Source organism: Thermoleptolyngbya sp. PKUAC-SCTB121 (assembly GCF_016919485.1).
Classification (GTDB): Bacteria; Cyanobacteriota; Cyanobacteriia; order Elainellales; family Elainellaceae; genus Thermoleptolyngbya; species Thermoleptolyngbya sichuanensis.
Genome location: NZ_CP070366.1, coordinates 2220729 through 2244932, shown reverse-complemented (window position 1 = coordinate 2244932; position 24204 = coordinate 2220729). Strand labels below are relative to the sequence as shown.

The window sequence follows — 24204 nt, the reverse complement described above, 5'->3', positions numbered from 1 at the left end:
ATACAATAGGCAAAGCCCTGAGACAGCCCCTACTGTCCTGGGGTCAGGCGTTGGTAGGTGTTGGCGCATCTACCAATGCCGTAAACGACGAACCGGCCAAATTTTCGGGGAGTGAAGCAAGCTGCGGAAGTTGGAAAAATCACAGCTTGATGGACGATTGTAGTAGAGAGGATCGCTCAGCGCAAGCAAAATTTTGCTACGGAGTGTGAAGCGGGTTGGCGGCGATCGCCATGCGGTGCGCTGTTTGTTTATCGGGAGTTGGCCGATCCCGATGTGGACCGTGCATCAGGTTGTGTAAGGTCATATCAGGTCGGGGGCTAGCGGATGGAGGCGCGGCGTTCGGCGGTTTTGCGATCGCGCTCGATCCAGATTTGGGGCGATCGGCAGTCCACCGCTTCGAGGCGGCGAATCGCCCACTGGTTGTATTCTGCATTCAGGTCGCAGCCGAGCCAGCGGCGGTCAAGCTGCTCTGCGGCCACCAGCGTTGTGCCCGATCCCGAAAACGGGTCAAGGACGATATCGCCCGGACTCGATGCCGCCAGCACCAGCTTCCGCAACAGTTCCTCTGGCTTTTGGGTGGGGTGGGGGGTGGTTTCGCCCATGCCGTTGCAGGTGGTGGGCAGTTCGATCACGTCTTTGGGCTTTGCGCCGCTGGGGTGGGGCAACCAGGCGCGGGACTTGCCCGTCTGATCGACCTTGCGGCCGTAGGCGCTGCTGTCGGCCTGGGGATGGGCAGGGTATTTGAGCGTGTGTGCGCCGTAGGGAATGCGAATGTCGTCCAGGTTGAGCCGAAAGCGGCTGCTTTTGCGAAAGTGAATGATGCTTTCGTGCGATCGCCCCCAGTCTCGTCCCAGGTTTGCTTTGTTTTTGTAATGCCACACCAGCCAGCGACAGCCCGCAAAATAGCGCGAGGCGGGGTGTTTCAAATCTGCCAAAATTTCCGAAAAGCCGCAGATGTAAAGCGATCCGGTGGGCTTTAGCACCCGCGCCGCCTGCGCGATCCACTCCAGCGACCAGACGATGTAGTCTTCCTGGCTGGCAAAGTTATCCCAATCCGCCTTTTTGACATTGTAGGGCGGGTCGGCAAACACCAAATCTATGCTTTCCGCCGCCAGCGAGGTCAGCCAGACCACCGAATTGCCCTGATAAATCTGTCCGTGGGCGTGGGTATATTGCAACGAAAAGGGCTGAGGCGGAGACGAAATGGCAGTTGGCGCAGGGGAGTGGGGATGTGGCATTGCGAACCGGGTTCCCTTTAATCCATACTGAGACTAATCCGTAAGTTCAATTGATTCAATCAACTGATTCAATGGACTTTATCTGGCGATCGCCCGCTGTAAGGTTCTGAGCCAAAGCTGGGCACTCTAAGCCTAGTAGAAGCTTTCAATATATCTGATAGCTTGATATCTGAAGCTTGAAGATGTAGACGCTTGAAGAGAGATGCTTGATAGCGCGATCGCCAGAATCAGGGGGCACTCTAACCAATAGGACACGATACATATCCCTTACGCCCTGTATTTAGCCCTGCCATGTCAGCCCACGTTTCAGCCCAGTCTATCGTCATTCAGCCGACGCTTGCCCAAGCTAGCGCACAGCCGTCTCAGCCCGGACAGTTCTGGATGTATACGTCCGGTGGGCTGCTGCTGCTCTTGCTGGGGCTAGGGGCTTACAGCAAGTTTACCTACGACAAGATCAGCAAAGAAAAGCGCTTCGAGGAATACAAAAATCGGGAGCTTCAGAAAAAGCTGAAGCTGGCGCTCAACACCATCAGCAAGATGGAGAAAAACCCCGACCTGGTGCATTCCCGCGAGTTCAACCTGGACTATCTGCGGCTGCGAATGGAAGAAGAACAATTCCATTTCGCCATCGTCAACCAGATCAAGATCAAGATCAAGGAAAAAATTACCGTTGCCCTGCGCCCGCCCCAAGCAGAGCAAGGAACGTTGGGCATTGCTAGCACCCCGCGCCAGGTGGATGAAATCTTCGATGTTCAATACGATCTGACGGACATTCCCGGCGGCAAAAAAGGCGTGCTGTTCCGCATCCAGATCAAGCTGGCGAAACTGCCCACCCAGCCCACCTCGGTCACGATTAACCAGATTATCGAATGTCTGCAAACCTACATGAGCCAGCAGGCTGATGACAACTGGCAGCCGACGATTCAAGGGCGCATTGCTTCGATTCACTGGGATCAAAAAGCAAAACCCACGCCGCTGCTGGTGCTGGAGCAATCCAATGAAGGCGTGAATGTCACTTTCCGCACCACGCGCATGACCGAGCGAGCGTAGGTCACGCTAACTCATCTAACTCATCTAATTCATCTTCTGGGGTTGGGTTTGCGCCAGGGGGAATGGCCAGCGGCAGCGTCAGCCAGAAGGTTGCGCCGCTGCCGGGGGTGCTGGTCACGCCGATCTGTCCGCCGTGGGCAGTGATGATTTGCCGCGCCAGGTATAGCCCTAACCCAACACCCGTAGAATGACGCGAGTTTGGCCCCCGGCTGTAGCGAGTAAAGAGGCGATCGCACGTTTCGGGAGCCATGCCCACGCCGTCGTCCTGAATCGTAAAGCGAACCAAGTCGCCCTCGACCGTGGCGTTGATGGTGATGCAAATTCCGGGGGGATTATGGTTCAGCGCGTTGGTAATCAGGTTTTCAAACACGCGCCGAATCTGCATCGAGTCGGCATTGACCAGCGGTAAGTCTGGTGGCACGTCGTTTCGCAGGGTGGCGTGGTTTTTGGCCACCAGCGGCTCCAAATCCTCCACAATGACCTGAATGAGCAGGCTTAGTTGCACCAGTTCGTAATTCAGTGACACGCCCCGCGTTTCGGCTGAGTGTGCCTCCAGCAGCGATTTAATCAACTGAAGCTGATAATCGTTGCTTTGCAGCATTCGCTCCAGCATGGCGCGGCTGAGGGGAATCGTGTCTCCTGGCTGGTTTAGCAGGTTGTTAATCACCAGCGAAATGCCCATCACTGGCGTTCGCAGGTCGTGAGAAAAGGCGTTCAAAAACTCATCCTTGAGCGCGTTTAGCTCCAGCAGTTCTTCGTTTTTCTGCTGCAACTCCAGCGTCCGCTCGCGCACCTTTTGCTCCAAGCCGGTGTTGAGTTCGCGCACCTGCTCGTAGAGCCTAGACTGCTGAACGGCAATGCTGACCTGGGTGCCCAGTTGTGCTAGAAACTCGATTTCTTCGGTGCGCCACTGGCGCGGACCGTCACATTGATCCACCACCAGCAGCCCAAACAGATCTTTCTCAAGCGTAATCGGCACGGCCAGCCACGCCTGCACCTGAAACTCGGTTAGCGCCCTAGTTGCGCGGGGATGATGACTGGCGGCCACATCGTTCACCACTTCGACCTCGTGCTTGGTGAAGCCCTGCCGCGTTTCCTCCAGATACTCCATGTCTTCGATGATTAGCCCCTTCATGGAGCGCCAGCAGGAATCGACCGATTCTGCAACGATCTGCCCGCGCCGATCGTCCAGATCCAGCCCGATAGTGACGCGATCGGCCTTTAGCACGCGCCGCACTTCTTCTACGGTGGTGTTCAAGATTTGCTCCAGGTCGAGCGACTGGCGAATGCGGAGGGCGATTTCTCCCAGCAGGCGATCGCGCTCGGTGGTGGCCAGCAGTTGCGCCTGGGCCTGCTTCAGTTCAGTAATGTCTACGATGGTGTCGATCAGGCATTGTTCGCCGTTGATTTCAATAATTTCAGCGGAAAACAGCCCCTCGCGGACTTCGCCACTGCGGGTGCAGAAGTAGTGTTCGATGTTATGCACCGAGCCATCGCGCTGGAGCATCGCCACGACTTTGTTGCGATCGCCCGGTCGAGCCCACAGTTTCAGGTCATGCACCTGTCGCCCGATCACTTCATCGCGGCGATAGCCCATCACCTCCAAAAAGCCGTCGTTGCAGTCGATCATGTGCCCACCCAGCAGCGTGGCGATGCTCATGGGGTTGGGGCTAGAGCGCCAGGCCTTGGAGAATTTTTCTTCCGACAGGCGGAGAGCGGCTTCAGCTCGTTTGCGTTCGCTGATGTCGCGCACGATCACCAGCGCTTCGTCTTCGCCGCTGACCACGACTCGCGCTTCATAGTCGCGTAGATAGGGGTCGCAGTCCTTTTGGTCGGCTGCATATTTCGACGGATGCTTGAGCCGCAGTTGGTATTCAAAGACCTGGATTTCGCCCGTGGCGATCGCCCGCCGCACAAACTCCATCCGCTGTTCTGCCACATCATGGGGCAGCACGTCGTAAATTGACCGGCCCACCAGATCTTTGGCAGGCACCAACAGGTCGCTATCACGCTCTGCCTTGCTGTCCAGATAAATGCCGTCTAGATTAATCCGAAACATTAGATCTGGAATGGCATTCAGCATTGCTTGATAGCGCAGCTCGGCCTGCTTGCGGGCGGTGATGTTGCGGATACTGGCAACTCGCACTCGCTGACCCTGATACTCAATGCCCTTAGCAAACACCACGCCAAAGAAGCGACTGCCATCTTTGCGGATACCCGTGGCTTCGTAGCTGTAGGAATCTTCAGGACGGGTGAGCGATCGCCACTTTTCGCGCACCATCTCCTGCGACTCTGGCGCGATCAGATCAATCACGGGCATCCCAATCAGTTCTTCTGCTGAGTACCCCAGCAGTTTCACCGCCGCCGGGTTCACGTCCAAAATCTGCTGAAAGTTGTGAATGATCACCGCCTCAAATGTCGCTTCAAAAAAGCAGCGGAGCCGCTCTTCACTCGCCTGCAAGTCTGACTCTACCCGCTGGCGATCGGTCACATCTTGCACCACCGACAGCACCTCGTCCTTCCCACTCACCACTAGCCGCGCCTCATAGTCTCGTAATGCTCCATCCACCCAAAGCTGGTAAGCGCAGGTCTGGAGTTGCCCAGTTTCCAGCGTCCGCCGAATCGCCGCCAGACAAACCTCCGCCACATCCGGTGGCAGAATTTCGGTAACGTGCTTACCAAGCATTGCCTCGCGGGGCAGCGTTACCACCTGTTTGCCCTCAAAATCCAGGTAATATCCCTGGCGATCGAGCCGAAACATGAGATCGGGAATGGCATCCAGCATGGCGCGGTAGCGCTGTTCCGCAGAATGAGCGTCTACAGATGACTGTGCAGCAAATGACTGTGCAGCGTCATCTGCCAAGTTGAGCAGCACCTTTAACCGATCAAAGGCGGCCTCGTCTTGGCAGCAGTCTCGCAGTGCCCGAAGATAGTCAAGCCCAGAAACCATAGCGCAGAGAGGGGTTTGTTTGCCAAACCTCCGGCAATTATTCGACCACGTTTCGATAATTCCGAATAACCTTCTAATCTACAAGCTCTGGCTGCGTCACTCCAGAATTCAAAGCGAAGACTTCAGATTTTACAGCGTTTTGCAAGGTTCTGAGGCTTTGCGCTGCGCTTGCAGCTCTGAAGAACCGCGAACTGTTCTTGTGGCTCTGGGGCGATCGCTCGGTGGCCGACAGCCCTCAGCCGCCCCGAACTGCCCGCTTTCGCAGCCTTTGCACACAGCACCCTGATTGACCCTCAATCCTGATCCTTACTCATCCCTAATGTCGATGCTTAAATCAAAATTGACCTCGATCTCACACCCGTTTAGCCCAAAATCGACGAATTCCTCCTACTTTGCCATGAGTTTTGGCTCAACTACAGTTTGCCTGACTACGCAATGCCCAATTTCATCTGCGATAGACTGACGCTTGAGTTTGCATCTGGCCGCTTCCAGGTTTGCTGCGACCTTCGCACAGGGCTGCCGCTCGCAGGCGCAGGCTGCTGCAACCCGTCGTGTTTTCGGAAAGCCCTACCCAGTATGCTCTATCTAGTCAGCCCTATCTAGTCAGCCCTATCTAGTCAGCCTTACCCAGTACGCCCTACCCAGTATGCTCTATGTCCAATGCAGTGCTAGCTGATGCCATGCCGACGCTGTTGGCGCTCGACTTTGACGGGGTGCTGTGCGACGGCATGGTTGAATATTTTCAAACGGCGTGGCGGGGCTATTGCCGCATCTGGTCACCAGAGGAGAAAACGCCGCCTGCGGGACTGGCAGAATCGTTTTATCGCACGCGGCCCGTGGTGGAAACAGGCTGGGAAATGCCGCTGATCGTGCGATCGCTCTTGCAGGGCATCTCCGAAGCCGAGATTCTGGCACACTGGGGCACGCTGGCCAAGCAGCAGATCGAGCGGGAAGGGCTAAATCCGGCCGACCTCAGCGCCGCCCTAGATGGCAGCCGCGACGAGTGGATCGCCGCCGATCTGGACACCTGGCTAGCCCAGCATCGCTTTTATCCGGGCGTGGTGGAACGGGTGGCGCAGGTGCTTCGCAGTGACGTGGATGTGTATATCATCAGCACCAAGGAATCGCGCTTTATTCGGCAGCTTTTGGCGCAGCAGGGGGTGGACTTTCCGGGCGATCGCCTAATTGGCAAAGAGATCCGCCAGCCCAAGGCGCAAACCCTGCGCGACCTGCTCCAACAGCACACGCAAGACGGCACACCGCCCGCCATCTGGTTTGTAGAAGATCGCCTGAAGACGCTGCAAGCGATTCAGCCCCAGCTCGATTTAGCAGCCGTCCAGCTATTTCTGGCAGACTGGGGCTACAACACCGCCGCCGAGCGCGACACCGCCCAGCAAGACCCACAAATTCACCTGATCTCTCTGGCGCAGTTTGCCGGCGCGTTTCCCGGATGGCTGCCTGCGTAGCGCTTGCCGAGTTCAGCATAAGGGGCGATCGCCCGCTCAAAATTTCCCCCACTTGTCAGATCAAAGCTAGGGATGCGCCCTGTCAGAACTTGGGGGCGAGGGTCAGGTGGGTCTACAGTCCAGGAGGCTGGGTACGGAGAGCCTCCAAATCGAGGGCAGCGAGCTTTTCGTAGGCAGGGGTCACGGTGGGCTGGCCGCGCAGGAAGCCGAGGTTTGCGCCCGGACAGAGATGCTGGAGCGTGTCGGGTGAAAAGCGATCGCGCAATTTTGCAACACTGCGAAGCTGGCGCGGCCAGTGGAAGGTCTTGGACAGGCGCAGCGGCACAGGATTGCCCTGGCGATCGGGCAGTAGATGCCGACCGGAAAACAGCACGCCGCCCTGCATCGGGGTGTACACACAGGCGGAACCAGGGGAATGACCAGGTGTCCAGAGGATTTGAACGGCAGGGCTGATCTCATGCTCCTGGTGAAACGTCGTGACGGGAAGCCCCGGCAGCAGGTAGGCTTCTTGTTCCTGGATCAGGATTTCGCAGCCGTAGCTTTTGTGGAAGTCAGAGACATGGGCGATCGCCCCCCGATGGGTTAGCACCAGCCAGCGCACGCCGCCCCATTCTGCCAGGGCTTGGCAAGTAGTATCGTCCCATGTAGGGCAATCGATCAGCAGGTTGCCGTCAGGCGCTTGCAGCAGATAGGCCGTGCCGCCGAGGGCATCCCGATTTGGCGCAAAAGCCCACACTCCTGGCAACACAGGGCGCGGCGGCTTGGTGGCAGCAGGACGAACAGCAACAGACATAGGGCAGAAGCGATGGGTTAAACGCGGTGGATGAGTAGATTGGATTGAAGATAAGGGTGCAGTGAAGCGACAAGGGAGCTATCCTTAGGTCTTTAGGCCGTTCTTCTGGGAAACCTAAGGACAGAGCGCTTACTTTTTATGAACTGTTTTATACGCATCTCTGACGCATCTCTTACGTATCTTTCGGTTCTTTGCAGAAGGCTCCACTCGATCCCCCTAAATCCCCCTTAGTAAGGGAGACTTCCGAGCCAGTCCTGACCTGCTTCGGGCGCTTCGGGTTCGGTTCCCCCCTTGCTCAAGGGGGGTTAAGGGGGGCTCAACGCATCGCCGCTCAAGAATAGAAGACTTGCGTGTACACAGTAGCTTATCAAGACGGAAGGCTCCACTCGATCCCCCTTAAATCCCCCTTAGTAAGGGAGACTTCCGAGCCAGTCCTGACCTGCTTCGGGCGCTTCGGGTTCGGTTCCCCCCTTGCTCAAGGGGGGTTAGGGGGGATCAACGCATCGCCGCTCAATAATACGGAAGACTGGTGTGTACACAGTAGCTTATCAAGGCGGAAGGCTCCACTCGATCCCCCTTAAATCCCCCTTAGTAAGGGGGACTTCCGAGCCAGTCCTGACCTGCTTCGGGTGCTTAGGGTTCGGTTCCCCCCTTGCTCAAGGGGGGTTAGGGGGGATCAACGCATCGCCGCTCAATAATACGGAAGACTGGTGTGTACACAGTAGCTTATCAAGGCGGAAGGCTCCACTCGATCCCCCTTAAATCCCCCTTAGTAAGGGGGACTTCCGAGCCAGTCCTGACCTGCTTCGGGTGCTTAGGGTTCGGTTCCCCCCTTGCTCAAGGGGGGTTAGGGGGGATCAACGCATCGCCGCTCAATAATACGGAAGACTGGTGTGTGCCTGGTAGCCTTTTGCTGACCCTGGCGTGACTCCAATCGTGTTTCACGAGACCGAGGAATCCAGAGTATCCTGGAGATCTACCCGTGAAAACCGCAAGTTAAACCACCTAGTTTACCAGAGCTTTGAAAGCTCATAGGCGTTTTTTCAACTGCTTCTGAGAAGCCCATTATGATTTTCTGGCTGCTGCTGCTCAGCATCACTGGGCTATTTACCTACTACATCGTGCAGAGAAGCGTGTCCAGCATCACGCGCACCCCCATTTGGCTGCTGTGGCTGGCGATGATGCTGCCTGCGCTAATCTGGACGGGATGGATTTTGCTGAATGGGCCAGATGCTCGAATTCCCGCAACGCTGCTGTTTGGGCCATTTTTGATTAGCCCGGTGCTGTACTGGCTGCTGGTGCAGTGGGGCCGCCCGCCTCGACCCGCCGCGGACGAGGCCGGTGCCGAGCCATCGCCGCAAAAGCCAGAGCCAGACCCCAAAGCGCCGCTGCGCCCGATCGATCGACAGGAAGAAGCCACGTTGCAAAATTGCTTTCCCTGGTCGGTCTATTATTTGCAGAATTTGGAATATCGGCCGCAGGCGCTGATCTGTCGCGGGCAACTGCGGAGTTCGCCGGAGGTGGCCTATCGCACGATTCGCGAAAATATTGAAGCCCAGTTTGGCGATCGCTTCCTGGTGTTGTTTCAAGAAGGGCTGAACGGCAAACCCTTCTTTGCCCTCGTGCCCAATGCCCAGGCCCAGCGCGACCAAGCAGACCAGGCGGACGGAAAACCCGAACGACGACTAGGGCGATCGCTCGGATTGTTTGCGGCCACTTTGCTCACCACCTGCCTAGGCGGGGCAATTCTGACAGAGCGCTTTACCGCAGGCGTGGCAGCAGATGAGCCACTAGCCAGCACTCTCAGCTTTAACCTGCCGACGCTGTTGACGGGGCTGCCCTATGCGATCGCCATTTTGCTGATTTTGGGCGGGCGGGAACTGGCAAACTTCTGGGTGGCGCGTCGCTATGGGCTGCGCGTGTCCTATCCCTACTTCATCCCCGTGCCGCCGATGGCGGTGTTTCCCTTCGGCACGTTTGGGGCGCTGCTCCAGCGGCGATCGCCCGTTCCCCATCGTCGCGCCCTGTTCGACATCGGGCTAACGGGTTCAATGGTCAGCTTTTTGATTAGCCTGCCGATCTTGCTGTGGGGGCTGGCGCAGTCGCAGCCGATTCAGCGCACTGCCGAGTCGGGTCTTTTCCGGTTCGAGTCGTTTAATCCCCACGGTTCGCTGCTGCTAGCGGTGCTGAGCAAGCTGGCGCTGGGTAGCGCGTTTACAGCAGACACGGCGCTGCGGCTGCATCCGGTGGCCGTGGCGGGGTGCATTGGGATCGTGATCACAGCGCTCAACCTGATGCCTGTGGGACAACTGGATGGCGGGCAGATTGTTCACGCCATGTTTGGTCAGCGGATGGGAGCGTTGATCGGGCAGGTAGCGCGGCTGCTGGTGCTGCTGTTGTCGCTGGTGCAGCAAGAACTCCTGCTGTGGGCAGTGCTGTTATTTTTACTACCTGCGGTGGATGCACCAACGCTTAATGATGTGAGCGAATTGGACAACCTGCGCGACTTTCTGGGGTTGGCTGCATTGACACTACTGGTCATTATCCTGCTGCCGCCGCCGCCCGTTCTGTCCCAGCTTTTGGGTATCGCCGGATAGACGATTGATGTACTCTAGTTAATTTTAGTTCTTTGCGGTTTTGATGCTGCACTGCCCGTTGATTAAACAAGGCGATGTTCGTCTTCGTATTTTTTGTCCACCCATTACCACTCAGGTTGGAGGAGCCGTTGAGTCATGAGTCAGGATGTCCGGCAGTGGTTAGCTGAAATTAAGCATTTGCAGCATAAGCTGGAGAGCGCCTATAAAGAGCGAGACGAGGCGCTGAGCAGTGCGGCCAACTGGCGGCGGCTATACGAAACAGAAGCTCAGCAGCGGCGCACCGAAACTAACTTGTCGCAGCGGGCGATCGCCGATTTGAAAGAGCGCCTGCAAACGACCCAGAGCAGCCCCTTGCCCAAGCTGACGGGCGACGTGCCTCCGGCGATCGCCCAAAAAATCGCCAGACTGGATACGCTGGAATCTTTGCAGCAAGCCCTAGCGCAAGCCCTGGTAGAGTGCGATCGCCTGGCCCAAGCGCTGCGGGCCGAGCAGACCGACCACGACCAAACCCGCAAGAGCCTGACGGCCGCCCTAGGCGAAACAGTAGATCGGCTGGCCAAGGAGCGGGCCGCCATCCAGAAGGGGCAACATCCTCACTGAGGCAATGGTCGGTCTGAGGGGCTTTGCTGACTCGTTTTCACGCCCGCACATCGCGCCGCAGATAGCGCAGCACTTCGCCCGGATAGAGCGCGTTGATCACAATGCCGTTTTGCGGAAGATCTAGGGCACGAGTCCACTCAAAGCGCTCGGCATAGTGCAGCAAGTGCAGGCGATCGATAGCCTGTTGCGCGTCTGCGGGCTGGCCGACGATATAGTGGCGCAGACTCCGACGCTGGGGCAATTCGCACGTCAGCGGAAGACGCAAAGCAGGTTTCAAGGCGGCTATACAATCGGCAAAGCCCTGAGACAGCTCCGTACTGTCTATGGGTCAGGCGTTGGTGGGTGGTGCGAACACCTGCCAATGCCGTAAACGACGAAACGGCCAAATTTTCGGGGAGAAAGCTGCGGTCAAGGGAAATTTCACAGCTTGATGGATGACTATAGTCGATAGATTGGATGGGCGCAAGCAAAACTTTGTAATCGGTGCAAGCCAAGTTTTGCTGTGGAGTGTTTTGCTGTGGAGTGTAGATTGCCGGACTCAAAGTAGTTCAAAGAAGCCGTCGTCTAGCTCGTAGCCCAGCAGTTGGGTCATGAACTTGAGCCGGGTGGGGCTGATGCCGCCGTGCTGCTGCATCCAGTCTGCCACGGCAAAGATCTTGCTCATCACAAATAGCTCCAGCGCCTCCGGGTTGAACCGGATGCCCTCCGTCCGGCTAAACTCGTGCGGCACCAGCATCGCCGCATAGCGCCCCAGTTCACCCGCTTCCCAATCCAGCACCAGCGGCAGCCAGGGATAGCACGCATCCAGCCGCACAAACCACAGCCGCACTTCGGGAATTTCCGACAGTTCTCGCGGGTCGTCGGGATCGCGGGGAATGTCGATCTTGAACTGGAGTTGGAGGCTGGGCTGGGCCGTGGCGCTGGTCTGCTGAGCCAGCCAAGGGGCGATCGCCGCTGTGGCAGGCGAGAGATCCAGGCGATTGATCTGGTCGGCCGTGATCGTGAGAATGGGGGACATGTTAGGTGTCGAAAAGGGTAGAGCAGAGGGGTAGAACTTTTATCTCTTTTACGCCTGCGATCAACGCAGATGACTAGGCATTGTTTTAAAACTTTCTAGGTCGTTGATTGCCCTGAGTCGATCCCCCTAAATCCCCCTTAAAAAGGGGGACTTCCGGATCGGTTTGGCCCAGTTCCCCCCTTGTTAAGGGGGGACTAAGGGGGGATCAAAGGGTTTTCAAGCACGCCCTAAGCAAGCATAAATGACGACAGTTCTGTATCTCTTATTCTTGCAGGGAGCGGTATTCCACGGGGGGAAACAGCAGCGGCACGTTGGCCAGGTCGTCCAGGTTGACGGAGGACAACAGGCTGTCCCAGTCGGCGATCAGCGCTGCATCATCGGGCGTGGCGGCTCGCAGGGTTCCCAGGCTGGTTACGGTGTCTTGCCACAGGCCCGACCGGGCATAGAGGGCGGGCAGTTCTTGGGGCGTGGCGCGGTTGAGCCGCAGCGAGAGGCTGCTGTTGGGGACGACCCGCTGGAGCCAGCCGTCCGTCAGCGCGTCTCCAGAGCGATCGCCCGACGGGTCGCACTGGAGCTGAAACACCCAGTGATAGAGCCGTCCCTCGTCCAGCGGCCGCAGCGGAATGCCAATAATACTAGGCTCTTGGGGTAGCGGCAGGCGATATTCGTAGAGCGCTTCCTCTACGGTGCGTCCGGAAGGGGTGTCTGTGGCGATCGCCAGCGAAAATTGCGCCTGCCGAGCCACCGTTTGCGGCACATATACAAACACCATCGGCTGCTCGGAAACCGTTGGCTCAACGTTGATCTTGCCCTGCTCGGCAGCAGTCGGGTCGGTGGGCGGCACCAGGGGCAGCAGCCGCACCCCCGTTGCTCCATCTGGGCTGCACGCCTGTCCGCCCCGCGTGATGCCGCCAATGCGATTGCGGACGGGGCGAGACTGCCGCACGCTAAATCCTAGCTGCGCGATCTGAACAGGCGGATCGAAGGCTGGACGGGATAGCGCAGACGAGTCCAAGACGGAAGGTGGCGCAGCATTTTGGAAAACCCGCGCCTCAGCAGTGCTGCTTTCGGAGAAGGCCCCCACGCCCAACAGCGCCATCAGCAGAATCGACGATGATAAAAAAGTCTGCATTTAATGAATCGGTTCCGATGACTAGTGCGTTTCAGGTCGCAAAGGTTTCGACAACCCCATTGATTCGGTCAATGAGCAGGAGCTGAGTGAAGGGTGAGCCGGGTCGATGGGGGCGATCGCCATCCTCCAGAACAAATGCGCGTGGGGATAATCCCCGTCAGCCTTATTCTGCCAAAAGTTCTGCCAAAAGTTCTGCTAAAAGTTTGAGAGGTCAGTCTGCTATTCTGCAACAAAAAATCCGTAAGCCTGGATAAATGCTGGGATTGTAAAGAAAACCTTGAAGAGAGCCGTATCTATGCAACGAATTCCTCTTGCGGTCAATGGAACGCTGATGCGGGGGCTGGCGCTCAATGGCAATCTGCTTGCAGTGGGGGCTACCTTCGTCCGCGAGGCCAAAACGGAGCCTGCCTATCGCCTGTGGAGCATTGGCGATCGCCATCCGGCCATGCTGCGGGTGCGCGACGGGGGGCGGGCGATCGCCGTCGAAGTTTGGGACGTTCCCCCGGACGGATTGGGCCTACTCCTGCTGCAAGAACCCCCCGGCCTCTGCATCGGCCGCCTCATACTAGACGACGGTGAAAACGTGCTGGGCGTGCTGGGAGAACCGTACCTGTGCGAAGGGGAACGGGAGATCACAGAGTATGGCGGCTGGCGGGCGTATGTGGAGCGGGTCAATTGATGGAGGGAGTGAGCGATTTTGGATTTTGGATTTTGGGTGGAAGACCGCGTGAGTCCTAAAGGTAATAGGATGATGAGCAGAGCGCTGGCCTTGCGCCTCGTGCCAGTTCTCCCAAACGCTGCTGTCAATAAATCGCTGCAAGCCTCGTAGCCACTCGGACTGGCCATCCAAAATCACCAATCCAAAATCCAAAATCAACCCCATCCCCCATCTCGGTCTTCAATATCTCACCGTTATGTCCCTCACCGTCCTCATCCTCCTTGCAGGCATTGGCACGTTTCTCATGCGAACAGCGGGCGTGTGGCTACCCGAAGCGTGGGTTCCCACCCGATGGCTGGCTTACCTGCCGCTAGCGGTGATTTTGGCAATGGCGGTGGCGAGTGTAATGGGATTGGTGAGCCAACCATCTGAAACAGTGGCAACGATTTTGACAACACTGGCGGTGGTGGGCGGAGCGCTGTGCAAATGGCCACTGGCGGTCTGTATTTTGCTGGGATGCGGGGTGTTTGGCATGGTGTCATCCCTTGCCTGGTGATCTGGCGCTGTTTGCCTTATTGTTGCTACGCAGCTTATGAACCAGGGCTGGGTCTATCGAGAGCAGGTGGCGCGGCGCGACGTGGGGCGATCGCTCCTGGATTATTACAGCCAGCGCTATCCGCACTCCAGCCGCGACGAGTGGCAAAGCCGCATTGCCCAGGGGCAGGTTTTGGTGAATGGTCAGCCAGTTTCGGCAGACTATGTGCTGTGCCTGGGGCAGCAGCTTGCATACCATCGTCCCCCATGGCAGGAACCCGACGTACCGCTGGCGTTTGACATTTTGCATGAAGATGCGGACGTGCTGGTGGTGGCGAAGCCGTCGGGGTTGCCTGTGCTGCCGGGGGGCGTTTTTTTGCAACATACACTGCTGGGGCAGTTGCAGCAGCGCTACCCGCAGAACCCGCCAACGCCCGTCCATCGTCTGGGACGGGGGACTTCTGGTTTGGTGCTGCTGGGGCGATCGCCCGCCGCAAAATCTCGCCTCAGCCAGCAGATGCGCGACCAGACGCGACAGGCAGAGATCTTGTTACAGTTCATTGCGGATTTATGTTCGCCCTCTAGTTCTCCTCCCGGTTCGCCCTCCAGTTCTCCCTCTGGTTCGCCCCGGCGTTCACACCTGAATTCTGGTTGGTATACCCCGGATATTCTCCAATCTGAGAATCTGGGCGATCGCCCCTTACGAAAAACCTATCTTGCGCTAGTCGGCCCTAGCGATCTGCCTGATCGCTTTACCATTACTCAGCCCATCGGCAAGTTGTCCCATCCGGTTCTCGGCTACGTGTATGGTGCTGCGCCTAACGGTTTGCCTGCCTACAGCGAAGGACAGGTTTTGCAGCGGCAGGGCGATCGCACCCTCGTCGAGATGACCATCCTCACCGGCCGCCCCCACCAGATTCGCATTCACCTAGCGGCGGTGGGCTATCCCTTGCTGGGTGACCCGCTCTACGCTCCTGGCGGCACGCCCCGCACCTTTGACATGGAAGCCGAAACGACCGAAGCGTCTGATGAAAAACTGCCCGTTCCTGGCGACTGTGGCTATTGCCTGCACGCTCACCATCTCACGTTTTTGCATCCCACCTACGCGCAGCCCATGAGGTTCACGCTTCCTGCACCCTTTGCACGCAGTTAAGGGATTGTTTGAATCCCTCCTCGCCCAATTCTTCACGCCCAGTCCTTCACGCCCAGTCCTTCATACCAACGGTTCAGAACATGATTTGTCAAATACTCTCTCAATCTGTCGATTGATGCTATGAATGCTGATTGGTGCTATGAGATATGGATGTTATGCCGATTTTGGATTTTGGATTTGCGATTTTGGATGGGTAATTTTGGATGGCGGGTCGGGCATCTGCGGGGCTTTCAGCCATCTCATCCGTAGCGCCATTGGGGGAACTCCTATCAGCAGTCAGTGCGGTGCATCAGACGGTGCGGCTGTCAAACTGCATGGCATGGCTGGGGCAGACGATCCCACTCTCTATGATTCTTCGTATCCGGTCGTACCTGGTTTTTGTGTTGTGAAATTTGTGTTGTGAAATTTGTGTTGTGAAATCTGTGTTCTTGAATTCTCGAAATTGACTTTTAGGCCCATCGGGCAAATGGTGCAGGCTTGCTATGAGTAGAGGCAATCGACCGGACTATGCGCTGACGCGAAGGGGAACGGGAGACGGGACACGGTGGTATGCACTAGAGCCGCAGGAGGCACTGAGCCAGATCGGAACCGACCCGCGCAAAGGGCTGAGTCAGGCTGTAGCGAGCGATCGCCTCTCTCAAGATGGCGCAAATGAACTGGCCGAGCCGCCGCCCAAAAGCGTGCTGCGGATGCTGTGGGAACAGATCACCGCAACGACTGTGGTGGTGCTGATTGTGGCGGCGATCGCCTCGGCGCTGCTGGGCGATTTTGAAGACGCGCTGGCGATTCTAGCGATCGTGGTGTTCAACGCGGTGCTGGGCTTTACGCAGGAATATCGGGCTGGCAAAGAGTTTGCAGCGCTGAGAAAAATGGCGGTTCCCAAGGCGCGGGTGCTGCGCGATGGCGAGTGGCAGCAGATCTTGGCGCGAGAAGTGGTCGTGGGCGACATCGTCCAGCTAGAGGACGGTGACCAGGTTCCAGCAGACTGTCGCCTGCTAGAAAGCACCAACCTGCGGACTCAGGAAGCCGCCTTCACGGGCGAGTCGGAGTCGGTAGAAAAGCAGGTGGCCAAGATCGACGGGCAAGATCTGTCGCTGGGCGATCGCCGCAACATGGTCTACATGGGCACGGTTGTCACCTACGGACGCGGGCGTGGGCTGGTGGTTGCGACGGGCATGGACACAGAACTGGGCAAAATTGCCGACTCGATCCAGTCTGTGGAATCGGAGCAAACGCCCCTGCAAAAGCGCCTCGATCAACTGGGCAAGCGGCTGGCGATCGCCGCTCTTGCGCTGGTGGCCCTCATGTTTGCTATTGGTCTGGCGCGGGGAGGCAATGTAGAAGATCTGTTCCTGACGGCGGTCAGTCTGGCCGTGGCGATTATTCCCGAAGGGTTGCCCGCTGTGGTGACGATCGCCCTGGCCATCGGCTCGCGGCGGATGCTGAAGCGGCAAGCCCTGATCCGCAAGCTGCCTGCGGTGGAAACCCTCGGCTCCGTCACCACAATTTGCTCCGACAAAACGGGCACGCTGACGGAAAACCGCATGACGGTGAAAATCCTGGCGCTGGCAGGCGAACAGGTGGAACTGCGCGAATCCTTTGCCGAAATTACCTCCCGGCTAGATGGCAACAAGTCCATCTTTCGCCCCGGAGACGGCGTGCCGCTGAGTGCGCCGATCGCCCTGACGCTGGGAGGCAGCGCCCTCTGCAACAACGCGCTGGTCAAAGAAGATGAGGACGGCAAAGACAAGGCGCTGGGCGACCCGACGGAAATCGCCCTGGTGGTCGCAGCCGATCGTCTGGGCCTGAGCAAAGAAGAACTAGAAGTGCTACTGCCTCGCGTTGCCGAAGCACCGTTCGACTCCGACCGCAAACGGATGACGACGATCCACCAGTGGGGCGATCGCCAGGGGTGGGAGTCTTCCGATGTGGGCAAGCTGGTGCTGAGCCTGGTCAAGCTGCCCAATGCGCCCTACATTGCCTTCACCAAAGGGGCGATCGACGGAATGCTAGAGGTGTCTACCCGCATTTGGGACAACGGGCAAAAGCCGCTTGATGCCAACATGCGCGATCGCATTTTGCAAGATAACGACCGGCTGGCCAGCATGGGCACTCGCGTCCTCGGTGTGGCCTTTCGCTTGCTAGACGAACTGCCGCCTCCGGGTCGAGAACTAGAAGTCGAGCAAGACTTGGTGATGGTGGGGCTAGTGGGAATGCTCGATCCGGCGCGGCCCGAAGCCAAAACCGCCGTGCAAACCTGCAACGCAGCAGGCATCCGCACGGTCATGATCACAGGCGACCATCCCCTAATGGCCCGCACCATCGCCCGCGATCTGGAAATTGCCACCAACGACAAATACCTGACCGGGCAGCAGCTTAACCAGCTTTCCACGGAGGAACTAGAGCAGCAGGTGGGCGAGGTGTCGGTCTATGCCCGCGTCTCGCCCCAGCAAAAGCTAAAGATTGTGGAAGCCCTGAAAAATCGCGGCGAAATTGTCTCCATGACGGGCGACGGGGTAAACGATGCGCCGGCCCTGCGCAAGGCAGACATCGGCGTGGCAATGGGCATTACGGGCACCGATGTCGCCAAAGAAGCGGCAGACATGGTGCTGCTGAATGACAACTTTTCCACCATCGTCGCAGCGGTCGAAGAGGGGCGCGTCATCTACGACAACATCCGCAAGTTCATCCGCTACAACCTGACGGGCAATGTCAGCGGCGTGGTGCTGATGCTGCTGGCTCCGCTGATTGCCATGCCCCTGCCCCTGCGACCCATTCAGATTCTCTGGATCAACCTGCTGGCAGACGGGCTGCTGGCCCTGGCGTTGAGCGTGGAACCTGCCGAGAAAAACGTGATGCAGCGTCCGCCCTATCCGCCGGGCGAAAGTGTATTTAGTCGGGGCGTGGGGCGCGATATTGTGTGGATCGGCATCCTCATGGGCATTACCTTCCTCGGCTTTGGCTATTGGGCCTGGTCTACGGGCCGCCCCAACTGGCAAACAATGGTGTTTGCGACGCTGGCGTTTTCTCGGATCTGGCTGGCCCTGGCGATGCGGTCGGAACAGCGCCTGCTAGCGCGAATTGGGCTGCTCAGCAACAAGCCAATGCTGGGCGCGGTGCTGCTCACCTTTGGGCTACAAATGCTAGTGATGACGCTGCCAGTCCTCCAGCGCTGGTTTGAAACTCAGCCGCTCACAGGCGTTGAGTTGTGGGCCTGCGTGGGGGTCAGCACGATCGGCTTTTGGGCAGTAGAGTTGCAGAAGCTGGTGAGGAAGTGGGCGGGGCAATAAAGAAGAGGGAAGAAGGAAAAAAGAAGAGGGAAGAAGGAAAAAAGAAGAGGGAAGAAGGAAAAAAGAAGAGGGAAGGTTGCAGAAGCGGGTGAGGACACGGGCTAGGCGATAAAGCCTTTATGATAGAAGAAGTTAAGAAAACTTCAATATTCTCCGTAGCCTCTTATCTGTGACTTCTCAACTCACCGCACCCCAACCCCTCGAACGGCTCAACTGGGACTGGCAGGGCCACACTATCCGCTACACTGTGCAGGGCGCGGGTCAGCCGATGGTGCTGATTCATGGCTTTGGCGCAGCAATTGGGCACTGGCGCAACAATATCCCCGTGCTGGCGGCGGCGGGCTATCGCGTGTTTGCGCTGGATCTGCTAGGCTTTGGCGGATCGAGTAAGCCGGCGATCGCCTACAGTTTGGAACTCTGGCAAGCCCTGCTCAAAGACTTCTGGGCCGCCCACATTGGCGCACCGGCTGTGTTTGTCGGCAACTCCATCGGCGCATTGCTTAGCCTGATGATGGCCGCCGACTATCCCGATCTAGTACAGCGCGTCGTTTTGCTCAATGCAGCGGGCGGGCTAAACCATCGCCCAGAGGAGCTAAACCCACCGCTGCGGCTGGTGATGGGCGTGTTTACCCAACTGGTGAGTTCGGAACTAGTGGGGCCGTTTTTGTTTGAGCAAGTCCGCAAAAAGCCGCGCATCCGCCGCACTCTGATGCAAGTCTACCGCGACCACACCGCCATCACCGATGAACTGGTGGAACTGATCTACGAACCCTCCTGCGACCCCGGCGCACAGAAGGTCTTCGCCTCAATTCTCACGGCTCCGCCCGGCCCTAGCCCTGCGGAACTGCTGCCCCGCGTGCATCAGCCCATCCTGGTGCTGTGGGGCGATGCCGACCCCTGGACTCCGATTACAGGCTCCAAAATCTACCGAGAACTGGCGGCCGCCGAACCCGATCGCGTCCAATACACGCCTATTGCAGGGGCCGGCCACTGTCCCCACGACGAGTGCCCCGACACGGTGAATCGGCTGGTGCTGGACTGGTTGAGCGCGGGGAACCGGGGATGAGTTTGCCGACGGTCATTTTGCCGGGGTACTTTGCCGATGCTGCGCCCTATCGGGAGATGGAACGGGCGCTCGAAGGGCTGGGCATTTGGGCCAAGACCGTTCCCCTGCGGCGACGAGACTGGGTGCCAACGCTGGGCGGACGCTCGATGACTCCAATTTTGGAAAAGCTGGATGCGACGGTGCGCTTGGTGCAGGCCGAAACGGGGGGCGATCGCCTCAATTTGGTTGGTCATTCCGCAGGCGGATGGATTGCCCGGATCTATCTGGGTGATGTGCCGTACCAGATTCATCCCAGCGATGCGGGCAAGACCTGCCTCTGGAAAGCGCATCCCTCGGTGGCAACACTGGTGACGCTGGGCACGCCCCACATCAGCCGGGAGCGCTGGACACGGCGCAACCTGGACTTTGTGAAAACGCACTATCCCGGCGCGTTCTATCCGCAGGTGCGCTATGTCTGCGTGGCGGGCAAGGCCGTGTATGGGCAGCGGCGACCAGGAACCTGGTTTGCCCACAGCAGCTACGAAATGACCTGCGGCGTGGGCGGCTGCTGGGGCGACGGCATTACGCCCATCGAAGCAGCCCACCTGGAAGGCGCGGAAAATATTACCCTGCCGGATGTCGTTCATTCGCCGCGACCGGGGCGGCTCTGGTACGGCTCGCCGGAAATCGTAAGCCAGTGGGCAAAATATCTGACGTAAAACCTGTGACTCGGCCTCCGCTTGGCTGGAAATCAAGTCAAAGCTTCCCAAAAACCCAGAACACTTATCGCAAGTGCGGAAGTCCTGTTCTTTTAGGGCGTGGTTGGTGAGGGGCTAGCAGGAAGGGGCGCAGGGATGGTCTGCGCGGGAGCCGCCGGACTGGGTGCGGCAGGGCTGGCGGGGGTAGCCTGCGGCGCGGGTTCGTCGGGTGTGCCCAGGATGCTAGGGTTGCCCGTGTCGAATACGCCCGCCACGCAGGCAATCATCATGGTGGCCAGCGTGCCCACAAACAGCGCCTTCCAGCCCAGTTCGGAAATGTCTTTGCGGCGAGAGGGAATCAGCGCTGTGGTGCCGCCGACAAAGATGCCGACCGAGGCCAGGTGCGCGAAGCCAGAGAGGGCATAGCTGACGATTAACAAAGCGCGATCGCTCAACACGCCATCCCGCGAAGCAGCCGCCAGCGATTGGTAGGGCGGAATCGCTGTCTCAAACAGGCGACGACCGATAATCACCGACGAAGCCCAGAGTTCGCTCCAGTCGAGCGATACGCCCGTTAGCACTGTCAGCGGCAAAAACAGCGCCCCCAGGATGTTTTGCAGCGTAATCACCTGAAAGACGTTGCCAATGGGGCCAGGAATACTGGCCAATGCCCCAAAAAATTGGTTGACTAGATACACCAAACCCAGGATCAGAATCAGCACAGCGGCGATCGCCACGGCCATTTTCACCCCGTCTAGTGCGCCCACAATGGCGGCATCCAGCGGACTGACCCGCTCAATCGGTTCCCCCGCGACGGTTTCTTGATGCACGGGTTCCGTCCGCGCCACGCCTGCTTCAAAGTCTTCCACTTCTTCGTTCAGCGCCTGATCGAGCGATCGCTCATCGGGGATGCCGCCTGCGGTCACGGGCACGGTCCTTTCCGGCAGCAAAATCTTCGACAGCACAAAACATGCCGGAATCGCCATCACCGAGGCTGACACCAGATGCCCCAGGATATTGGGAAACACAGGCTTCAGGAAGCTCACGTAAATGGCCAGCGTAGACGAGGCCGCCGTGCCAAAGCAGCAGGCCAGAATCGCCAGTAGCTCGCTGCGGGTCATGCTGGCCAGAAACGGCTTCACCACGATCGCCGCCTCAATGCCCACAAAAATATTCGCCGCGCCGCTCAGGGATTCTGCCCCGCTCAGCCGCATCGCGCGATAGAAAATCCGAGCAAAAAAGTTCGTAACAACCTGGATGATCCCCAGGTTATAGAGCAGTGCCATCAGCCCCGAAAAGAAAATGACCGCTGGCAGCGCTCGAAACGCAAAGATATACCCCAACTGAATGCCGCAAAGCCCCGGCAGCACCTCTCCCGGCTGCGCTGGCGCACAGGTGCCCGATGCAGGCAGGGGCGACAGCACCAGCGGCTCCTGACCTGGCAGCGGCACGAACCGATTGCCAAACACAAACCGTGCGCCTGCGTCGGCTGCGTCAAAAATCACGTTCAGCAAATCGGTAAACCATTGCAGAAAAAGCTGCGTAATCGGAAAGGCAAACACCAAAAAGCCCAGAATCAACTGAAGCAAGATGCCCCAGATGACCACTCGCCAGGGGAAATATTTGGGATTGCGGTTTTCGGAAAACAGCCACGCGACTGCACACAGCCCGAAAATTCCAATGAAGGAGATTAAGTTCAGAATCGACATTTGAGGTTGTCCTCTCTGAGAGATATCCGGGTCGTCATGGTCATGCGGCTACATGCAGCTATTTAGGCAGCTATTTAGACTGACGCAATGTGCAACTTTGCCGATTCCCCCCACCCTGCATCCCTCTCCCAGAGCAGGAGAGAGACTTCAAGCCTCGCTTGCTCCCCTGCTCCCGACTGGGGAGGAGAGTTTGGAGCAGGAGGGCTGATTGAAAGTTGCACATCGCGCTAGACTGCGCTAAACCACCCGCTCAATCACCCGCTCGGTCACAAACTGAAGAATCGATAGGACGACCTGCTCGCGCAGTGGGTCGCACGGTGGGTCGCGCAATTCCAAATGGGGCAACTTGCTGACGGCCTCGCTTTGGATTTTACATAAGACGGGGGGAAAGGGATAAAAATTTCTGTGTGGGTTCACTGAAAATCCAGCCGCTTGACGAGTCGGATAGGATAGGGATATTCCTTTCCCACACCTGCTCATGGACGCTTTTGCTCTCGTGCCGCCCGACTGGACAGAGGCGGCAGTTCACGCCGTTGAGTTTTGTTGTCCAAGCTGCCGCTTGTCCTGCTCCGAAGCGCAGCAAGTGTGGATTAATCGGCGATCGCCCGTCTTTACCCATGACCATCGCCGCAAGTGGCAGGAATTTTATCACTGCGCCTGCGGGACGGCCTGGTGGGCCTGGAGCAGCGATCGCCCACCCACCGACCTCACGCCGCTAGAATCGCAGGGCGATCGCCCCGACACCACGCCGACCCTGTTTCCCGACTACCTGCTGGGCGGATTTGACGACCTGCCCGACGTTTATCAAGGTGAGTAGTTGCAAGGTGAATAGTTGCAAGGTGAGTAGTTGAAGAAGCAGGGGAGTCAGATCCGTCACGCGAGAAGCCGGATCGAAATCCCTCTTCCGCTCTGAGAGCGGGATTTAGAATGAGGGTGAAAAAGCTGCATCAATGCGTTAGGCTGATTAATCCCCAAAAAATTGCAGCGGCCAGTCCGCCACAAAGCGGAATCGTGCCCACCCACGCCAGACCGATCTGACGCACCATGCTCCAGTGAATCTGGCTGTTGCGCTGGGACAGACCAATCCCCACGACTGCGCCGACCAGCGCGTGGGACGTAGACACGGGCAGTCCCACCCGCGAGGCGATCAGCACGGTCGCGGCGGTGGCCAGTTCTGCACAGAGGCCGCTGCTGGGTCGCAGCGCGACAATGCCTTCGCCGATGGTGGCGATGACGCGCCCCCCCCACACCGCCAGCCCACCCACCATGCCCAGCGCCCCCAGCCCCAAAATCCACAGCGGTAGGATTGCCTCATCCCCGGCAGGCTGCGTCAGGTGGACAATTGTCGCCAAGGGCGCGATCGCATTGCCGACATCGTTTGAGCCGTGGGCAAAGGCGACAAAGCACGCGCTGATCAACTGGAATCGCGCCATGATCTGCTCAACGGGATTGGCAGGCTTAATGGCAATCCCCTCCCCATTGTCTTCGGTAGGATTTGGCCCATCAGACAACGCCACCGGACAAGCGGCGATCGCGCTAAGGCCCAGAGTGGCGATCGCCCCGGTGGCCAGCGCCAGCGTGTGGGGCGGTAGGTTAATTTGGGCTGAAATGGCAGGTTGCAGCCCAGGCAGCACAATCAGCCCAAACCCGCTGACCAGCACCAAACTCAGCCAGGGTAGCCATTCATAGGTCTGCTGGAGCGGCTGCGGAGCCTGCAAGATGCCGCGCCGCAGAACGGTATAAACCCCAGCGGCGATCGCCCCGCTAATTAGCGGCGTGACCAGCCAAGTGAGGGAAATTTGACCCAGCAGGGACCCGTTCACGGAATGCAGACCGGATGCCGCCCAGCCAAACCCGGCGATCGCCCCCACAACGGCATGAGACGACGCGACGGGCAGCCCCAGCCGCGTGGCCAGATTAAGCCACAGCCCGCAAGTCAGCAGCACAGACACCATGCCCAGCACCAAAACCTGGGGCGTATCGGTGAACTGATCTGGACTGACCACGTCGCTGGCCAACGTGTCCACCACTCGCCGCCCAAACAGCACTGCTCCTGCAAACTCCAGCACTCCGGCGATCGCCAATGCCTGCCGCAGCGACACCGCTCCCGATCCAACCGACGTGCCCATTGAATTCGCCACATCGTTCGCGCCCAGGTTCCAGGCAACGTACAGGGCTAATCCACTGGCAATCACAATCCAAATCACGCTGCTTGCGCTCCACGCTACGGCTTAATGGCTTAATGGCTTAATGGCTTAACGGCTTAATGGCTT

General features: G+C 58.3%; 18 protein-coding genes and 1 pseudogene. 11 read left to right on the top strand and 8 right to left on the bottom strand.

Features of this window, described 5'->3' with window-relative positions:
* Window positions 1-317: 317 nt before the first annotated feature.
* Entirely contained in the window at window positions 318-1238 is a 921-nt protein-coding gene (locus JTM80_RS09425; RefSeq protein WP_205371059.1) for a site-specific DNA-methyltransferase, read from the bottom strand.
* Between the two features lie 291 nt (window positions 1239-1529).
* Here JTM80_RS09425 and JTM80_RS09420 point away from each other — a divergent pair, with 291 nt between their 5' ends.
* A complete protein-coding gene (locus tag JTM80_RS09420) occupies window positions 1530-2288 on the top strand; it encodes a hypothetical protein (protein WP_172358332.1) in 759 nt (252 codons plus the stop codon).
* Window position 2289: 1 nt separating this feature from the next.
* Here JTM80_RS09420 and JTM80_RS09415 read toward each other — a convergent pair whose 3' ends face one another.
* Window positions 2290-5238: a PAS domain S-box protein gene (locus tag JTM80_RS09415; protein ID WP_172358333.1), complete on the bottom strand. Its 2949-nt coding sequence runs from the start codon at window positions 5236-5238 to the stop codon at window positions 2290-2292.
* 653 nt (window positions 5239-5891) lie between these two features.
* Here JTM80_RS09415 and JTM80_RS09410 point away from each other — a divergent pair.
* Window positions 5892-6704: an HAD family hydrolase gene (locus tag JTM80_RS09410; RefSeq protein WP_205371057.1), complete on the top strand. Its 813-nt coding sequence runs from the start codon at window positions 5892-5894 to the stop codon at window positions 6702-6704.
* A gap of 112 nt (window positions 6705-6816) precedes the next feature.
* On the opposite strand, the gene JTM80_RS09405 is transcribed toward JTM80_RS09410, so the two are convergent.
* Window positions 6817-7497, bottom strand: coding sequence for an MBL fold metallo-hydrolase (locus JTM80_RS09405; protein ID WP_172358335.1), 681 nt, complete (start codon window positions 7495-7497; stop codon window positions 6817-6819).
* A 1067-nt stretch (window positions 7498-8564) separates the two neighbouring features.
* On the opposite strand from JTM80_RS09405, the gene JTM80_RS09400 reads away from it, so the two are divergent.
* Both JTM80_RS09400 and JTM80_RS09395 read left to right on the top strand, forming a co-directional pair.
* Window positions 8565-10094, top strand: coding sequence for a site-2 protease family protein (locus JTM80_RS09400; RefSeq protein ID WP_172358336.1), 1530 nt, complete (start codon window positions 8565-8567; stop codon window positions 10092-10094).
* A 135-nt stretch (window positions 10095-10229) separates the two neighbouring features.
* Entirely contained in the window at window positions 10230-10694 is a 465-nt protein-coding gene (locus JTM80_RS09395) for a hypothetical protein (RefSeq protein ID WP_205371055.1), read from the top strand.
* A 37-nt stretch (window positions 10695-10731) separates the two neighbouring features.
* On the opposite strand, the gene JTM80_RS09390 is transcribed toward JTM80_RS09395, so the two are convergent.
* The 3 genes from JTM80_RS09390 to JTM80_RS09380 form a co-directional block, all read right to left on the bottom strand.
* On the bottom strand, window positions 10732-10959 hold the full coding sequence (locus JTM80_RS09390; protein WP_172359095.1) for a hypothetical protein: 228 nt from the start codon (window positions 10957-10959) through the stop codon (window positions 10732-10734).
* Between the two features lie 273 nt (window positions 10960-11232).
* Entirely contained in the window at window positions 11233-11712 is a 480-nt protein-coding gene (locus JTM80_RS09385; protein WP_172358338.1) for a CRR6 family NdhI maturation factor, read from the bottom strand.
* 262 nt (window positions 11713-11974) lie between these two features.
* Window positions 11975-12844: a DUF928 domain-containing protein gene (locus JTM80_RS09380; RefSeq protein WP_172358339.1), complete on the bottom strand. Its 870-nt coding sequence runs from the start codon at window positions 12842-12844 to the stop codon at window positions 11975-11977.
* A 295-nt stretch (window positions 12845-13139) separates the two neighbouring features.
* Between JTM80_RS09380 and JTM80_RS09375 the strand changes: the two genes are divergently transcribed.
* From JTM80_RS09375 to JTM80_RS09350, 6 genes are all read left to right on the top strand, one after another.
* Window positions 13140-13523: a gamma-glutamylcyclotransferase gene (locus tag JTM80_RS09375; RefSeq protein WP_172358340.1), complete on the top strand. Its 384-nt coding sequence runs from the start codon at window positions 13140-13142 to the stop codon at window positions 13521-13523.
* Window positions 13524-13758: 235 nt separating this feature from the next.
* Window positions 13759-14058, top strand: a complete 300-nt coding sequence (locus tag JTM80_RS09370; RefSeq protein WP_172358341.1) for an AzlD domain-containing protein — start codon at window positions 13759-13761, stop codon at window positions 14056-14058.
* Between the two features lie 36 nt (window positions 14059-14094).
* Complete coding sequence (locus JTM80_RS09365) at window positions 14095-15189, top strand: pseudouridine synthase (protein ID WP_205371053.1); 1095 nt, start codon at window positions 14095-14097, stop codon at window positions 15187-15189.
* A gap of 482 nt (window positions 15190-15671) precedes the next feature.
* Window positions 15672-18479 carry a cation-translocating P-type ATPase gene (locus JTM80_RS09360; RefSeq protein ID WP_205371051.1) on the top strand — a complete coding sequence of 936 codons (2808 nt, stop codon included), beginning with the start codon at window positions 15672-15674 and terminating at the stop codon, window positions 18477-18479.
* A 169-nt stretch (window positions 18480-18648) separates the two neighbouring features.
* Window positions 18649-19545: an alpha/beta fold hydrolase gene (locus JTM80_RS09355; RefSeq protein ID WP_205371049.1), complete on the top strand. Its 897-nt coding sequence runs from the start codon at window positions 18649-18651 to the stop codon at window positions 19543-19545.
* The gene (locus tag JTM80_RS09350; protein ID WP_205371047.1) at window positions 19542-20243 is read left to right on the top strand and encodes a triacylglycerol lipase; all 702 of its coding nucleotides are present in this window, start codon (window positions 19542-19544) and stop codon (window positions 20241-20243) included. The genes JTM80_RS09355 and JTM80_RS09350 overlap by 4 nt, the downstream gene beginning before the upstream one ends.
* Before the next feature lie 92 nt (window positions 20244-20335).
* Here JTM80_RS09350 and JTM80_RS09345 read toward each other — a convergent pair whose 3' ends face one another.
* Complete coding sequence (locus tag JTM80_RS09345) at window positions 20336-21931, bottom strand: NupC/NupG family nucleoside CNT transporter (RefSeq protein WP_172358344.1); 1596 nt, start codon at window positions 21929-21931, stop codon at window positions 20336-20338.
* Between the two features lie 478 nt (window positions 21932-22409).
* On the opposite strand from JTM80_RS09345, the pseudogene JTM80_RS09340 reads away from it, so the two are divergent.
* Window positions 22410-22652: pseudogene (locus JTM80_RS09340) on the top strand (hypothetical protein); the annotation flags it as partial.
* A gap of 226 nt (window positions 22653-22878) precedes the next feature.
* On the opposite strand, the gene JTM80_RS09335 reads toward JTM80_RS09340, so the two are convergent.
* A complete protein-coding gene (locus JTM80_RS09335) occupies window positions 22879-24138 on the bottom strand; it encodes an inorganic phosphate transporter (protein ID WP_205371046.1) in 1260 nt (419 codons plus the stop codon).
* Window positions 24139-24204 lie beyond the last annotated feature (66 nt).